Origin of the sequence: Providencia sp. PROV109 (assembly GCF_033681625.1) — a bacterium.
In the GTDB taxonomy this organism is placed as follows: Bacteria; Pseudomonadota; Gammaproteobacteria; order Enterobacterales; family Enterobacteriaceae; genus Providencia; species Providencia hangzhouensis.
The window spans coordinates 4,600,202-4,614,870 of the sequence record NZ_CP096320.1 but is presented as its reverse complement, the minus strand read 5'-3'; the positions used below and the strand labels follow the sequence as shown (position 1 = coordinate 4,614,870).

The following is a 14,669-nucleotide window of genomic DNA, read 5'->3' as shown; positions in this document are numbered from 1 at the left end:
GTCTTATTGCCAAAAATAGGTGGGTCTTATGGCTGATTTTATGTATAAGATTTTTATGAGCGACCTATTACCTATCATTATTATTATGGTATTAGGTTATGTGAGTGGTAAACGAAATGTGTTTACCAGTGACCAAGCGAAAGCATTTAATAAGTTGGTATTAAATTACGCATTACCTGCTGCATTATTTGTTTCTATCGCACGCGCTAATCGAGAAATGATATTTGCAGACGCTAAATTGACTATTATTTCATTTGTGGTCTTGCTCGTTTGTTTCTTTTTCTCTTTCTTTAGCTGTAAATATATTTTTAAACATAGTCGTGGCGAAGCTGCGGTATGTGCATTAATTGCAGGTTCTCCGACAATTGGTTTCTTAGGGTTTGCGGTTCTAGACCCTATTTATGGTGAAACTGTTTCAACTGGGTTAGTTGTCGCTATTATTTCCATCATCGTTAATGCCATTACAATCCCTATTGGCCTATTCCTACTGAACCCATCTGATGCGGAAGGGAAAAAGGGTGGTGGCGGTATGGATGCATTAATATCCGCCTTTAAAGAACCCGTCGTATGGGCTCCGGTACTTGCGACCGCACTGGTATTGGTTGGTGTGAAAATTCCTACCGTTTGGGACCCAACATTTGATTTAATTGCGAAAGCAAACTCTGGTGTTGCGGTATTTGCCGCCGGTCTGACATTAGCCGCTAATAAGTTCGAGTTCGATGGTGAGATTGTTTATAACACGTTATTAAAGCTAGTTTTAATGCCAGGGTTAATGTTACTGGCGGGTATGATGTTTAATATGGGAACAGAGCAACTGCAAATGATGGTATTAGCTGGGGCATTGCCACCTGCTTTCTCTGGAATAATTATTGCAAGTCGCTTTAATTTGTATACCCGGACAGGAACTGCGTCGCTGGCGGTGAGTGTACTTGGTTTTATCATCGCAGCTCCAGCGTGGATCTACATCTCTCGACTCGTTTCATAGAAAGAGTCAATGGGGCAAAATGAGTTGCCATGGCGTGAGAAATGACGTCATGGCAGTTTTGTAAAAAGGTGAATTATGACTTCTTCAAAACCGCTTGATGGGATACGCGTTCTTGATTTTACTGGGGTTCAGTCAGGCCCGTCATGTACACAAATGCTTGCTTGGTTCGGTGCTGATGTGATCAAAATTGAACGCCCAGGCGTTGGGGATGTGACACGTAATCAATTGCGAGATATCCCTGATGTGGATGCGCTGTATTTTACGATGTTAAACAGTAACAAACGCTCTTTAGAGCTCAACACCAAAACGCTAGAGGGAAAAGCCGTGATGGAGAAACTAATACGTCAATCTGATGTATTAGTTGAAAATTTTCATCCGGGGGCTATCGACCATATGGGGTTTACGTGGGAGCACATCCAAGAACTCAATCCTCGATTAATTTTTGGCTCGATTAAAGGGTTTAATGAGAATTCACCCTATGCGAATGTGAAAGCCTATGAAAATGTTGCTCAATCTGCTGGTGGTTCAGCATCAACGACGGGTTTTCCTGATGGCCCTCCGATCGTAAGTGCTGCGGCATTGGGGGACAGTAATACGGGTATGCATTTATTGATAGGCATACTGACGGCGTTATTACACCGTGAAAAAACAGGTAAAGGGCAACGCGTTACTATGTCAATGCAAGATGCGGTGCTTAATTTATGTCGTGTGAAATTACGTGACCAACAACGTTTAGAAAAACTCGGTTTCTTAGAGGAATACCCTCAATACCCAAATGGCACATTTGGTGATGCGGTTCCTCGTGGCGGGAATGCGAGTGGTGGTGGCCAGCCGGGAACGATGCTCAAATGTAAAGGCAGCGATGTTGACCCAAATGCCTATATTTATTTTATTAATCAAGACCATAATTGGGAAAATACCTGTGATGCTATTGGGCGCCCAGAATGGAAAACCGATCCTGCTTTTGCCACTACACAGGCACGTGCAAGTCATATCCAAGATGTATGGGATGCAATTGAAGAAATAGCTAAAGACAAAGATAAACATGCACTAACTGATTATTTTGATCAGTTTGATGTGCCATGTTCTGCAGTATTAAGTATGAAAGAAATTATGGATGACCCTTCTTTGCGTCGTAGTGGTTCGATTGTCGAAGTTCAACAACCAAAACGAGGCTCATATTTAACGGTGGGTTGCCCAATGAAATTTTCAGCGTTTATCCCTGAAATTAAAAGTGCTCCATTGCTTGGGGAACATAATAGCGAAGTATTAAAAGAGCTTGGTTATAGTGATGAACAAATTATGGAAATGAAAAAAAATAATGTTATTTAATTAATAATATTAAACCCGCTCTTAATATGATTTTCTAAAAAAGCTAATTAATATTAGCGGCTATATTCAGATATTAGATATATTCAAATATAGCCGCTAAATTCAGGCGATTACTACCTCAATCAATTGGAATTATAGAAATATTTTTCCCTATTTAGTTTTTATTTTTTTATTAATAAATTCTTTGAATAAGGATTATTGTATGAGTATTGCTGAAATAAAAAAAAGCAGTAAGGTCGCAGCCGTTGATTTTATTCCTGCATGGGGAGACTTAAATGGGAATATTCAACGTTTAGTCGAAGCGACAGAAAAAGTGGCTACTCAAGGGGTAAATTATGCCGTATTTCCAGAAACGGCAGTGAGTGGTTATTTATTTTCGGACTCTACGGAATTAGCACCTTATTTAGATACTATCCCTGGCAAAACGACTGCTGCAATACTGCCTGTATTGGCTCGAACAGGAATGTATATGAGTGTCGGTATCGCGGAGCGAGATAGCGAAACAGGGCTCGCCTATAATTCAGCCGTTTTGATGGGGCCGGAAGGTATTATTGGTAAATATCGTAAAATAGGCCTGAATTCTCAAGATCAAAAAGTATTTGCACCGGGCAATACTGGTGTCAAAACTTTTGAAACACCGATTGGCCGTATCGCATTATTGATTTGTTATGATGATACCTACTGGCAATACGTTCGATTAGCTGCATTAGAAGGGGCGCAAATCATTGGTTGGCATTCAGTATCCGACCGAATGATGCCAAATGCCACCCCTGCTGAAATGTTGGGCGACCACTCAACGGTTGCGCATGTACAACATATGAGCGCATTCAATGGGTTGTGGGTTATTTGTGCTACCCGAAGTGGAATTGAAACTAACCCAATTACTAAAGGGCAGCTTTACTATAATGGGGGCTCAAGTGTGTGGTCGCCATCAGGGCATAAAGTGGCTCAATCTCCCGTGCTTAGCCCGCTAGAACTAGAACCCGGGCTAAATGGCATATACTGTGCGACGATTGATTTAGACGAAGCAGATAAGCAACGTGATGCATTACTCGCGAAGCGCCGCCCTGAATTATATTTCCCAACACTGGCTTTTCACCGCAGCCCAACAGATATCAATGCGACAGAAACAGTAATACAAACGACGCTTATTGCTGCTCAGTGGGAAAAATCTATTTCTAAGTTAGATGCAATTCAAGTGGGAGAAAATGAATTGCTGGTTTTACCCGAGCTCTCTGCGCTTCCTTATACGAATGACCCGAACCTTATTTTGTCCCATGCTGAAAAGCAAGGGGGAGCATTTGAACAAACACTGTGTCAGGCTGCTCATCAAGGAAAAGGCTATATTGTTGGAAGTTATCCTGAAATTGAGATTGATAAAGTGTTCCACACCGTCATTCTTGCGGGCCCATCAGGGGAAATATTAGCCCGCTATCGTGTTACACATCTTAATGAACGGGATAGTGGCTGGGCAACAGCGGGTAGCGCTGTGAGTGTGACAGCAACGCCAATTGGGCGTATTGCACTGGCGGCGGCACATGAATTAGACGTTCCTGAATTAGGGGGATTATACAGTATGTTACGTGCTGATATTCTTGCTGCACCAGCGGGCATCCCATGTGATTTAAAAGTGGAAATTGATAGCCATCTTTTTTCGGTTGAAGAGCCGCCAACAGGGCGTGTCGATTTTATCCCTTATGCAATTGCTACATTAAACCAGTTATGGGTGGTTTGTGGCGGGCGAAACGAGCGTGATTCTACGTCAGCGGCTATTTATGGGCCAGAGCCTGTTGTCCTTACTCCCACATTGACAGCACAAAGAGGGGCTGAAGATGTGCGTTTGCAAGCTCAGGTACCCGCACCTTTTACTTGGATTAACCAAGAACGGTTGGTGAGTGGTCAGCAAGCTATTTGGTTTCCGCCGCTAACACAGTAGATTATAGTTCAAGCGAAGTTTGAGTGAAAAAGGCGGGGGAAACCCGCCTACTAATATGTTATTACAGGGTGTGCTGGTGGTTGAGTGCTTCAATGGTTTTCTTGGCACCGTTATCACGCAGTGAAAGGTAAAATGCAGTCACCTTTTCAGTAAATAGTGAATTATTAACCAGTTCTTCGGTAAACAAACTGTTGAGGGACAGCAATGCGCGAACACGGCTTTCATCATCAGTGCTGTTTGCAACCAGCTCAGCCAATTTTACAGCCTGTGGGTCGCTGACTTGAATTTCTGCGCCATGATCATCTTTTCCGCTGACATAACGCATCCATCCCGCAACGGCTAAGGCTAAATAATCAAATGATTGGCCATTTTTCAAGTGAATTTGGATAGAATCGAGTAAACGTTGGGATAATTTCAACGTTCCATCCATCGCGATTTGCCAAGTACGATGTTTCAACCCCGTATTTTTAAAACGCTCAATCAGGGCATTAGCATAGGCTGGTAAATCCACATTTTTGATGGATAACGTTGGTGCTTGCTCATTGACCATCAAGTGATAAGCGGCTTTTTCATAAGCGCTATCCTGCATGCACTCATTAATATATTGGTAACCAGCCAAATAACCTAAATAAGCAAGGAAAGAGTGGCTACCATTTAACATGCGCAGCTTCATTTCTTCAAATGGAACGACATCCGTGACTAACTGAGCGCCCGCTTTTTCCCACTCGGGGCGACCTGCGACGAAATTGTCTTCAATCACCCATTGGCGAAATGGCTCACAGGCAATGGCGACTTTGTCAACGACAGGGCCTAGCTGGGATTGAATTTTCTCCGCTGTGTCTGGTGTCATGGCAGGCACAATTCTATCCACCATGGTAGATGGAAAGGTGACATTGGCTTCAATCCAATTGGCCAATTCAATATCCTGTTTTGCAGCCATCGCTAAAATGACATTTTTCGTGATATGGCCATTTTCAGGCATATTGTCACAGGACATGACCGTAAATGGTGTAATACCCAGTACCTTACGGCGTTTTAAGGCTTCAACAATCAGACCCGGTAGTGATTTCGGGGTATTTGGTGAGGCTAAATCATGCGCAATAGCGGGGTTCGCAAAATCAATCGAACCTGTCGCGGGCACATAGCAATAACCTTTTTCAGTAACCGTCATGGAAACGATGGCAATATTAGGGTCTAACATGCGATTGATAACGGCATCAATTCCGTGAATGGTTGGGTGTAATGCTTCTTTTACCACACCGACAGTACGGGTTTGCCAATTATCGCCTTGCATTTCAACTACGTTATAAAGGCAGTCTTGAGCGAGTAAATCTTCAATTTGTTGCTCGCCACCGACTAAATTGACCTCACAAAAGCCCCAATCACTCTGCTGTTCCGTAGCTAAAATATCCGCAAAGATGGCTTGGTGGGCGCGGTGGAACGCGCCGAAACCTAAGTGAAGCATTTTTACCTTTACCTGCTCCCTATCATAGCTTGGTACTTTGATTGTGGCGGGTAATTGGTTTAGGTTATTGGTTGACAGTTGCATATTTCACTTTACCTTTTTGTTGTTCAGCCTCTTCAACCGCATCCAACGTGCTGGTTAAATCACGATCTTTCACTTCAGGCATGATAATGGCACTGATTAATGAAATGGCAGAGTAAATGATGATCATGATTGCAATTGGCCACCAGCTTCCGGTGATGCTACAGAAAATACCCGCTAGAACTGGGCCTAAACCAGAGGCAATTAAGCCACCAATTTCTTTGGCCACAGCCATACCAGTAAAACGGTTACGTGAGTTGAACATTTCAGCCATCGTAATATTTTCTAAGGCAAATAATCCGAGTACTGAACAGTTATGAACGATAATAATACAGATGGTAATTAAGCTAACGCTGTTCGCACCATCGACGATGACAGATAACATCGGATAGGCGAGCAACATGGCAGATAAGCTAAGAATAATATAAGGAATACGGCGCCCGAATTTATCAGATAGTAGACCAATCACAGGAATGGTCAGGAAACCGACAACGGAGCTGATCATGATCGCATCAGTTGGAATACTTTTATCAAATAATAAGCTTTGAACTAAATATCCCGCTAAGAAAGTTTGAATTAACCCAGAGTTACCCGCTTGACCGAAACGAATACCAGTTGCTAACCAAAATGCTTTAGATTTAAACATGGCAAAGAAACTTTCTTTCGGTGGCGTTTGTACCGCAACTTTGGCTTCTTGCTCTTCCGTATTTTGTACTTTCTCAAATACTGGGCTTTCTTTCAGATTCAGTCGTAACCACACGGCAAACAACATCACAACGAAGCTTGCCAAGAAAGGTACACGCCAGCCCCACGCCAGCAAGTCTGATTTGTCTAACCAGAAGAACATAACCGCCCAAATCGCAGTGGCACTTAATGTGCCGCAGTTTGTCCCCAGACCCACGAGTGAAGCCACAATACCGCGACGGCCTTTTGGTGCATATTCTGCCAGCATGGTACCTGCGCCTGAAATTTCAGCGCCTGCCCCTAGGCCTTGAATAATTCGCAAAAGAACTAATAATAGCGGTGCGAGGATACCTACCTGTGCGTAGGTTGGTAATACCCCGATTAATGTAGTACACACCCCCATCATGGTGATGGTGATAAAGAGTACTTTTTTACGACCGATTCGGTCGCCCATTTGACCAAAGAAAATCGCACCAACAATACGTGCGACATATCCGGCACCGTAAGTTCCCATAGCAAGAATTAATGCCATTGAAGCGGATTGTTCAGGGAAAAATATTTCATGGAAAACAAGTGCTGCGCCTAACGAGTAAAGCTGGAAATCCATAAACTCCAGAGCGGTTCCTAGCCAGCCTGAAACTGCAGCTTTGGTCAGATCGCCAGAGCTGCGTTCCACTTTCCCTGATGGATCAATTGACTGAGTATTCATATTATTATCCTATTAATCACGTAGAGTAGTATCCAAAATCGGATTTAGTTTTTTTAATTAAATTAAAAGGTTAAAAGAATTTTACAGCAGGTCTTCTGGTCTTTTTCAAAGGTTAATATTGCCTCTTGCGCTTCAGTGAATGGGAACTGATGGGTTAAGATTTTTGTTGGGTCAATTTTTTTAGATTCTATCCAGCTAATCACTTCTGGGAATTTTTTGGCATTCAGGCGCGAAGAAAACAATGAAATCTCTTTGCTGGTAATACTTTGCTGTGTAACGGCACTTGCTTCACTTGAAAAGCCCATAATAGAAACTCTTGCCGCAGGGGAAGCAATCAAGATGGCTTCTTGTAAGATAGCGGGATGGCAAGCTGCATCAAGTACTAACGTTGGGCGGAGCCCCAGTGCTTTGAGTTGCTCTGGTAGTGGGGTTTGTGAATTATCAATGACAATATCAGCGCCACAATCTTTTGCTCTTGCTAAGCGTTCAGTCACGCGGTCAACTACAATTAAGGTTTTGACCTGATAAACGCCTTTAAGAACCTGTGCGCAGGTTAACCCAATCGTACCCGCACCATAGACTAATGCGACATCATCTTGAGTTGGATGAACATGCGAAGTCACGTTGGCGGCAATAGAGTATGGTTCAACGGTAACGGCACATTCATCGCTGATTGAATCAGGAATGGTATAAGCGTTTGCCGCAGGGACATTAACATATTCAGTGAACCCGCCATCAGTATGAACGCCTAATACTTCTAGTGTCTCGCAAACATTTGGTTTACCAATTGAACATGGGTAGCAATGACCACAACTGAGAACAGGGTCGATAGAGACACGTTCACCAATGCGTTTACTGTCTACGCTGGAACCGACTTTTTCAATGACACCGAAAAATTCATGACCTATCACTCGTGGATATTTTGCAAATGGGTTATGGCCACGGTAGATATGGCTGTCAGAACCACAAATACCGGCTAATCGGACTTTTATTTGTACTTGATTTTCAGTTGGTTCAGGAACTGAACGCTCTTCAATCAATAATGTATTAGGTTCTTTAATTACTACCGATTTTACAGCTTTCATATTTAACTCCGAATAAAATAAAAATTACCAGTTCCACAACGTGCCGTCTTCGAGACGAGCAACTGGAAGATAAGCTGGGTTGTACGGGTATTTCGCTGCCAGTTTTTCATCAAAATCGATACCTAAACCGGGCTTATCACTTGGGTGCATATAACCATCGTTGAACGTCCAGTTGGTCGTAAATACGGACAACATTTCTTCGGAGTAGCCCATAAACTCTTGAACGCCGAAATTTGGTACCCATAGATCAAAGTGTAAGGCGGCAGCATGGCAAATTGGGGATAGGTCAGATGGACCATGAGAACCGGTTCTAACTTGGTAAAGTGAAGCGAAATCAGCAATCCGGCGCATACCCGTGATCCCTCCAGCATGCGTGATTGTGGTGCGGATATAATCGATGAGTTGCTCTTCAATCAATTGTTTACAATCCCAAATGCTATTAAAAACTTCACCTACAGCGATTGGGGTGACGGTATGTTGACGAATTAATCTAAAACAAGCTTGGTTTTCCGCTGGTGTTGGGTCTTCCATCCAAAATAATCGATAATCTTCAATACTTTTACCGAAGCGAGCTGCTTCAATAGGGGTCAAGCGATGGTGCATATCGTGTAGAAGGTGCTCATTGAAGCCATATTTGTCCCGAACGGCTTCAAACAGTTTGGGCATAAAATCGAGGTATTTTTCGGTTGACCAAAATTGCTCTTCAGGGTGATGGCCTTTTGTGGCAGGTTCATAAGCAAGGTTTTTTCCTTTGCTCTGCCCATAGGTGGTTGCCATTCCTGGTATGCCGCACTGCACACGGATCGCTTTAAAACCTTTTTCTTTATATTTCGCGTAGTTATCTAGTGTTTCGGCAATATCGGTACCCGTGGTATGGCAATAAACCATCACTCCTTCACGAGAAGCGCCACCGAGTAATTGATAGACCGGAAGGTTGGCAATTTTGCCTTTAATATCCCACAGTGCCATATCAATCGCAGAAATGGCGGACATCGTAACTGGGCCTCTGCGCCAATAGGCTCCCTTATAGAAGAACTGGTAAATATCTTCAATTTTATGTGGGTCACGGCCTATCAACTGAGGACAGAGGTGATCTTGAAGATAGGATGCCACTGAGAGTTCTCTCCCGTTAAGGGTGGCATCACCTAGTCCATATATGCCTTCATCGGTGGTAATTTTTAATGTGACAAAATTACGACCGGGGCTACATACAAAGACTTCTGCTTTTATGATTTTCATTTTGGCCTAAATCCCTATTACTTGTTAACCAACTGATCAACCAAATTACCTCTTTTCACTCGAACTGGTTTATTTATTGGTTAACCAAATTTTCTTTTTTTCACTCTATCAATCGGTAAATTAAAAAACAATGACTAAAAAGACGACAATAAGTGAATCTGATCACAAATTGGTTAACTAATTTTGCGGAAATAGTGGATAAATTGGTTGACCATTGTGGTGAGGGACGATAATCTACAATGGAAGAACTAAATTTAATTCGACAACGCGTTGTACATATATATGAAAACTCAATACCGCTCGTACCAATACCTAGGTCAGCAGTTAAAAGAGCTCATTGCATCTGGTGAATATCCGATAGGAAGTCGTTTAATGCCAGAGCGTGAGATCGCTAAAAAATATGATGTTAGTCGCTCATTGGTACGTGAAGCACTCATCATGTTAGAAATTGAAAAATTGGTTTCTATCAAGAAAGGTTCTGGTGTTTATGTTATCAACCACCCAGATCTATTAATTGATGAAGTCAAAAGCTTAGATCATGGCCCTTTTGAAATACTGCAAGCTCGCCAAGTGATTGAAAGTGCGATAGCTGCATGTGCGGCCTTGTCAGCAACAAAAGCCGATATCCAAGAGATCCGCGCATTATTAGAAGATGAGCGAATCAAAGTTGCGAATAATGAAAGTGACGATGCGAATGATCATAAGTTTCATGTGTTAATTGCTCGCGCAAGCAAGAACGACATGATGGCGAAGATTATTGATGATATCTGGGCTGTGCGGTTACAAAGCCCTATGTGGGATAAGCTACATGAGCATATCGACAATACGACTTACCGGAAGAAGTGGTTGATTGATCATGAAAATATTTTAAATGCACTACAAAAACGTGATCCTGAATTGGCTAAAAAAGAGATGTGGCAGCATTTAGAGAATGTCAAAAATACGCTAATGCAGCTTTCTGATTTTGATGACCCCAATTTTGATGGTTACTTATTTGAAACAATTCCTTATCAGACTATTTTTGAATAATCGCAGGAGAAGTACTCATGGAGCATACGTGGCGTTGGTACGGTCCTAATGACCCTGTTTCTTTAAGTGATGCTAGGCAAGCAGAGGCGACGGGAATCGTCTCTGCGCTTCACCATATTCCTAACGGTGAAGTTTGGAGTGTTGAGGAGATTTTGAAGCGTAAAGCTATCATTGAAGATGCTGGGTTAGTTTGGTCTGTCGTGGAAAGTATTCCTGTTCACGAAGATATTAAAACTCAACAAGGTAATTTTGATCTCTATATTCAAAATTACCAACAAAGTATTCGTAATTTAGCATCCTGTGGTATTAAGACCATTTGCTATAATTTTATGCCAATTCTAGATTGGACGCGTACTGACCTTGCTTATACGCTACCAGATGGCTCCAAAGCGTTACGGTTCGACAATATTGCCTTTGCCGCGTTTGAAATTCATATTTTAAAACGTGAAAATGCGGCGGCGAGTTATTCAGAACAAGAAGTTAAAGAAGCGGCTGAGTATTATGCCAATATGTCATCTGATGATATCGAAAACCTGATTAAAACCATCATTGCAGGGCTACCGGGCGCAGAAGAAGGTTATACATTAGACCAATTCCGTGAGCGCTTGGCGCTGTATAATAATATTGATGAAAATCAGTTACGTGAGAACTTACGTTATTTCTTGCAGAAAATCGTTCCTGTATGTGAAGAAGAAAATGTGGTTTTAGCTATTCACCCCGATGACCCTCCGCGCCCAATTTTAGGCCTGCCACGTATTGTTTCTACCATTGAAGATATGCGGTTTATTAAGCAAAGCTGCGATAGCATTCATAATGGGTTTACTATGTGCACAGGTTCTTATGGTGTGCGAGCCGATAACGACCTAGTAAAAATGATTAATGAATTTGGTGATCGTATTCATTTCACACATTTACGTTCAACGGTGAGAGAAAACAACCCAAATACTTTCCATGAAGGAAATCATATTGCAGGTGATGTCGATATGTTTGAAGTGGTCAAAGCCATTTTAGCGGTTGAACAAAAACGCCATGCTGCGGGGCTTGCACCAATTCCAATGAGACCAGATCATGGTCACCAAATTTTGGATGATTTGAAGAAAGTGACTAACCCTGGTTATTCCGCTATTGGCCGCTTAAAAGGCCTAGCAGAGGTGAGAGGGTTAGAATTAGCGCTGAAGCGGATGTATTATCCAGAATTACTAAAAGTATAATTTTCTTTGCAATATTGGCTTTTATTATTTGGTATTTACGTGATATCAAAGGGTTGAGTACGCATAAAAATACGCGACTAAATTATAATTAGTCGCGTATTGAACTAGTTGTTAAGTTATTTTAATTTTTTTTTATCGATACTCCAATTCTGTTTTGCAGAAATAGTCAATAAGTCGCCTGACTTAATAATATACGTATAGTAGCCACCAACTATTGAACTATTACGATCCGCTGTTGATTTAACTATAATCTTTTTATTACTTAGGGGCAGTTTGGGAATGGAAATTTTATTTAGCCATTTCTCATTTTTAATTTCAATATATATACTATCGTTAGTTTTAAAAATATCCTTTATCATTTTTTGTGTAATAGAATCTTCATTCTTAAACGTAAGCTGATAAGCTGATTTTTGCTCCAACGAATCTACGTCATTTTTCATTTCAAACTGCCAATAAGACTTACAGGAAACCGTACATTTTTCACCTGTTGAAATCCTATGCTTCTCTTTATTCACGATCAGTGTACTACAATAGGCCGCAGTAGGATCAATGGTAATGGATTGATTATTTTTTAGTGGCGGTATTGTAATTTGGTCAGCCCAGTGACCATTTTTTGATTCAATAAGAATATGGTTGTGCTGATTTAGTGCGGCATTCAATACCTTAATGGTGATATTATCGTCATTATTAAATTTTAATTTATGGTAATTAATTTCATTAGATTTAGGTTTAGATTTGTATTTAATAATTTTATTTCTTAGGGTATTAATTTCTTTCCATGTTTTCTCGTCATAGATTTTTATGTATTCATCTTTGTATTCTTTATTCATTAATAGATTTGATTCTGAAATTAATGAATCAGTTTCTTCGTCAGCATAATCTGGTAGCTCAGCGGCTAAACTTGGTAAAGTAGGTAATAATATTATCGTATCATATTCAGATAAATGAATATTTTGATAAAAATTCCAAGCTTCAAAGGTTAGTTTATCATCTTCTATTTTTAATAAATAGCCAGTGCCTTTATCTGTAACCCCGTTTTCACCTAATGTTAAACTTGGAATATCAATTAATGTTCCAAATGGACGTTGAATAGCTTCAATAATCCTAAAGCCATTATGAATGTGACCACTTAACATAATTATTTGGGGATAACGAGAAAATAGACTTTTTAGTCTTTCATCTTGCGGTCCAAATCCGCCATATAAGTATGACCGCCAATGTGAACAATTGAATGCTTGATGTGTCATCACAAAAATCGGTTTATTCGCATCAGCGCCTTCAGCCAGTTTTTTTTCTAACCAGAGAAGTGATGCTTCATTTAATTCCATTTGATTTTTTAAAGGAACATCTGTGTTCAAACAAATAAAATGATAACCATTAATCCATGCATCAATGCACATTGTATCTTCTTGCCGGTCAATATTGCATTTTTCTAAGTAAGAGTCATATAATCCGACTAAATCGGGGTCTAATGGCTCATGGGGTTCGGCCCCAGTTCGGACATCATGGTTGCCTAACATCAATAATAAATTTTGATGATATTTTTTTGGAAATTGTTCTAGGAAAATATCAAAAGAATCTTTTCTATGTTGATGATAATCACCAATATCCCCAGCCATTAATAACCCTTCGGCTCCACAGTGATTAATATTTTTAATAGACGTTGCCAATACTTCTTTATCATGATCTGAGCCTATATGAATATCACTAATTACACCAATTATCATACGAAATTTCCTTTTAAAATGAGTTGAAAATTATAGTCCATTGTTTTTTGTCTGATTGGGGTTTTTTATTTCAATTGTACTGTCTTGAATTTCATTAATAAAACTGTTTTGGCAAGAAGATAAAAATAAAGAAAACATAAAAAAAGAAATGATTTTCATTGTTAGTCTCGAATTATTTAAATTGATTTTTATTTAAAGTAAAATTATTCATTAATAAATTTCAATATTACTTTCTTTTAGTAGATAAGCTCTCCTATTAATAAAAAAATTAAAGGGTTCTTTTTTAAACACCAAGTCAGGATTCGATTTTTTATTAAAGTATTCCTCAGTCATGAATGAATAGCCAGTTTTATTTTCTAATGAATGTAATAAATCCAGTTCGTTTATTGTAAGTGTTTTAAAGTTTATACCGATTTTTTTTATTTCTTTTAAAAATTCTATCATGGTACAATGTTCGAATGATGATTTTGTTTGAATAAGAATTTCATTACTCATCATTTTCTCAACGCTCATACTTTTTTTCATTAATTCTTTATGAAAAACTAAACCTAATATTTCAGTTTTTAAATTTATTTTTTGTATACTTTTATGGTCAACGTCGATATCTACAGGTGATATTATGATGTCATAGTGGTGGTTTTTTATTTCATACAAAATATCATTTGAGATCTTGCATTCAACTTCAATGTTAATACTCTTATTTTTCAATAAGTTGTTTATTATCGAATGTATTCCATAGAATGGAAATCCATCAATAAGAATTTTAATTTTTTTTTCATTGTTTGGCACAGTTAAATTGTTTAATATTTTATTTATACTTTCATAGTGAGGGTTTATTTTATTAAATAGCTCCATGCCATAATCGGAAATGAGTATTTTATTTTTTTTTTAACTAAAATATTCTTTCCTAGCTTTTTTTCGAGAAGAATCAAACCTTGTGATATCGCTGAAGACGTGACATTGGTAGACTCTGCCGCTTGATTTAGCGAACCATTTTTAGCCAAAGCAATAAACTGGTTTAATTGTTTCGAGAAAAACATAACTGTCCTTAGTCGGTTGGAAAACTCTAAATTAGGATCTCAATCCATTGATAATCTATTACGGTAGTTTAATCTAAAAGCTGTTTTTATAAGTTAAATTAATATAAAATACAGCTATTAGAATTCTAACTAAACATTTATCTATA

The 14,669-nt window shown here is 39.7% G+C and carries 12 protein-coding genes; 5 read left to right on the top strand and 7 right to left on the bottom strand.

The annotated features are described in order from the left end of the window. Positions 1–40: 40 nt before the first annotated feature. From yfdV to M1F25_RS21490, 3 genes are all read left to right on the top strand, one after another. Complete coding sequence (gene yfdV, locus M1F25_RS21500) at positions 41–985, top strand: transporter YfdV (protein ID WP_004906833.1); 945 nt, start codon at positions 41–43, stop codon at positions 983–985. A gap of 75 nt (positions 986–1,060) precedes the next feature. After that, positions 1,061–2,317: a formyl-CoA transferase gene (gene frc / locus M1F25_RS21495; protein ID WP_181488935.1), complete on the top strand. Its 1,257-nt coding sequence runs from the start codon at positions 1,061–1,063 to the stop codon at positions 2,315–2,317. Between the two features lie 202 nt (positions 2,318–2,519). Further along, the gene (locus tag M1F25_RS21490; protein ID WP_112308443.1) at positions 2,520–4,253 is read left to right on the top strand and encodes a nitrilase-related carbon-nitrogen hydrolase; all 1,734 of its coding nucleotides are present in this window, start codon (positions 2,520–2,522) and stop codon (positions 4,251–4,253) included. A 61-nt stretch (positions 4,254–4,314) separates the two neighbouring features. Here M1F25_RS21490 and M1F25_RS21485 read toward each other — a convergent pair whose 3' ends face one another. The 4 genes from M1F25_RS21485 to manD form a co-directional block, all read right to left on the bottom strand. After that, positions 4,315–5,802: a mannitol dehydrogenase family protein gene (locus M1F25_RS21485; protein WP_110592771.1), complete on the bottom strand. Its 1,488-nt coding sequence runs from the start codon at positions 5,800–5,802 to the stop codon at positions 4,315–4,317. Continuing rightward, positions 5,783–7,192, bottom strand: coding sequence for an MFS transporter (locus tag M1F25_RS21480; protein ID WP_004906200.1), 1,410 nt, complete (start codon positions 7,190–7,192; stop codon positions 5,783–5,785). The genes M1F25_RS21485 and M1F25_RS21480 overlap by 20 nt, the downstream gene beginning before the upstream one ends. 62 nt (positions 7,193–7,254) lie before the next feature. Next, positions 7,255–8,277, bottom strand: coding sequence for a Zn-dependent oxidoreductase (locus M1F25_RS21475; RefSeq protein WP_094961972.1), 1,023 nt, complete (start codon positions 8,275–8,277; stop codon positions 7,255–7,257). 24 nt (positions 8,278–8,301) lie between these two features. Further along, positions 8,302–9,516 carry a D-mannonate dehydratase ManD gene (gene manD / locus M1F25_RS21470; protein WP_004906197.1) on the bottom strand — a complete coding sequence of 405 codons (1,215 nt, stop codon included), beginning with the start codon at positions 9,514–9,516 and terminating at the stop codon, positions 8,302–8,304. A gap of 282 nt (positions 9,517–9,798) precedes the next feature. Between manD and M1F25_RS21465 the strand changes: the two genes are divergently transcribed. Beyond that, complete coding sequence (locus M1F25_RS21465) at positions 9,799–10,545, top strand: FCD domain-containing protein (protein ID WP_004906196.1); 747 nt, start codon at positions 9,799–9,801, stop codon at positions 10,543–10,545. 17 nt (positions 10,546–10,562) lie between these two features. Then, entirely contained in the window at positions 10,563–11,756 is a 1,194-nt protein-coding gene (gene uxuA, locus M1F25_RS21460) for a mannonate dehydratase (RefSeq protein ID WP_094961970.1), read from the top strand. 116 nt (positions 11,757–11,872) lie between these two features. On the opposite strand, the gene M1F25_RS21455 is transcribed toward uxuA, so the two are convergent. The 3 genes from M1F25_RS21455 to M1F25_RS21445 all read right to left on the bottom strand — a co-directional run bounded on the left by M1F25_RS21455 (position 11,873) and on the right by M1F25_RS21445 (position 14,523). Then, positions 11,873–13,483 carry a metallophosphoesterase gene (locus M1F25_RS21455; protein WP_318839882.1) on the bottom strand — a complete coding sequence of 537 codons (1,611 nt, stop codon included), beginning with the start codon at positions 13,481–13,483 and terminating at the stop codon, positions 11,873–11,875. 210 nt (positions 13,484–13,693) lie between these two features. Further along, entirely contained in the window at positions 13,694–14,338 is a 645-nt protein-coding gene (locus M1F25_RS21450) for a hypothetical protein (protein WP_180312257.1), read from the bottom strand. Then, positions 14,317–14,523, bottom strand: coding sequence for a helix-turn-helix domain-containing protein (locus M1F25_RS21445; RefSeq protein WP_094961967.1), 207 nt, complete (start codon positions 14,521–14,523; stop codon positions 14,317–14,319). The genes M1F25_RS21450 and M1F25_RS21445 overlap by 22 nt, the downstream gene beginning before the upstream one ends. Between the last annotated feature and the right edge of the window lie 146 nt (positions 14,524–14,669).

Excerpts from the sequence above, each read along its gene's own strand:
- yfdV (WP_004906833.1), top strand. The coding sequence starts at position 41 with ATGTATAAGATTTTTATGAGCGACCTATTACCTATCATTATTATTATG.
- frc (WP_181488935.1), top strand. The coding sequence starts at position 1,061 with ATGACTTCTTCAAAACCGCTTGATGGGATACGCGTTCTTGATTTTACT.
- M1F25_RS21490 (WP_112308443.1), top strand. The coding sequence starts at position 2,520 with ATGAGTATTGCTGAAATAAAAAAAAGCAGTAAGGTCGCAGCCGTTGAT.
- M1F25_RS21485 (WP_110592771.1), bottom strand. The coding sequence starts at position 5,802 with ATGCAACTGTCAACCAATAACCTAAACCAATTACCCGCCACAATCAAA.
- M1F25_RS21480 (WP_004906200.1), bottom strand. The coding sequence starts at position 7,192 with ATGAATACTCAGTCAATTGATCCATCAGGGAAAGTGGAACGCAGCTCT.
- M1F25_RS21475 (WP_094961972.1), bottom strand. The coding sequence starts at position 8,277 with ATGAAAGCTGTAAAATCGGTAGTAATTAAAGAACCTAATACATTATTG.
- manD (WP_004906197.1), bottom strand. The coding sequence starts at position 9,516 with ATGAAAATCATAAAAGCAGAAGTCTTTGTATGTAGCCCCGGTCGTAAT.
- M1F25_RS21465 (WP_004906196.1), top strand. The coding sequence starts at position 9,799 with ATGAAAACTCAATACCGCTCGTACCAATACCTAGGTCAGCAGTTAAAA.
- uxuA (WP_094961970.1), top strand. The coding sequence starts at position 10,563 with ATGGAGCATACGTGGCGTTGGTACGGTCCTAATGACCCTGTTTCTTTA.
- M1F25_RS21455 (WP_318839882.1), bottom strand. The coding sequence starts at position 13,483 with ATGATAATTGGTGTAATTAGTGATATTCATATAGGCTCAGATCATGAT.
- M1F25_RS21450 (WP_180312257.1), bottom strand. The coding sequence starts at position 14,338 with ATGGAGCTATTTAATAAAATAAACCCTCACTATGAAAGTATAAATAAA.
- M1F25_RS21445 (WP_094961967.1), bottom strand. The coding sequence starts at position 14,523 with ATGTTTTTCTCGAAACAATTAAACCAGTTTATTGCTTTGGCTAAAAAT.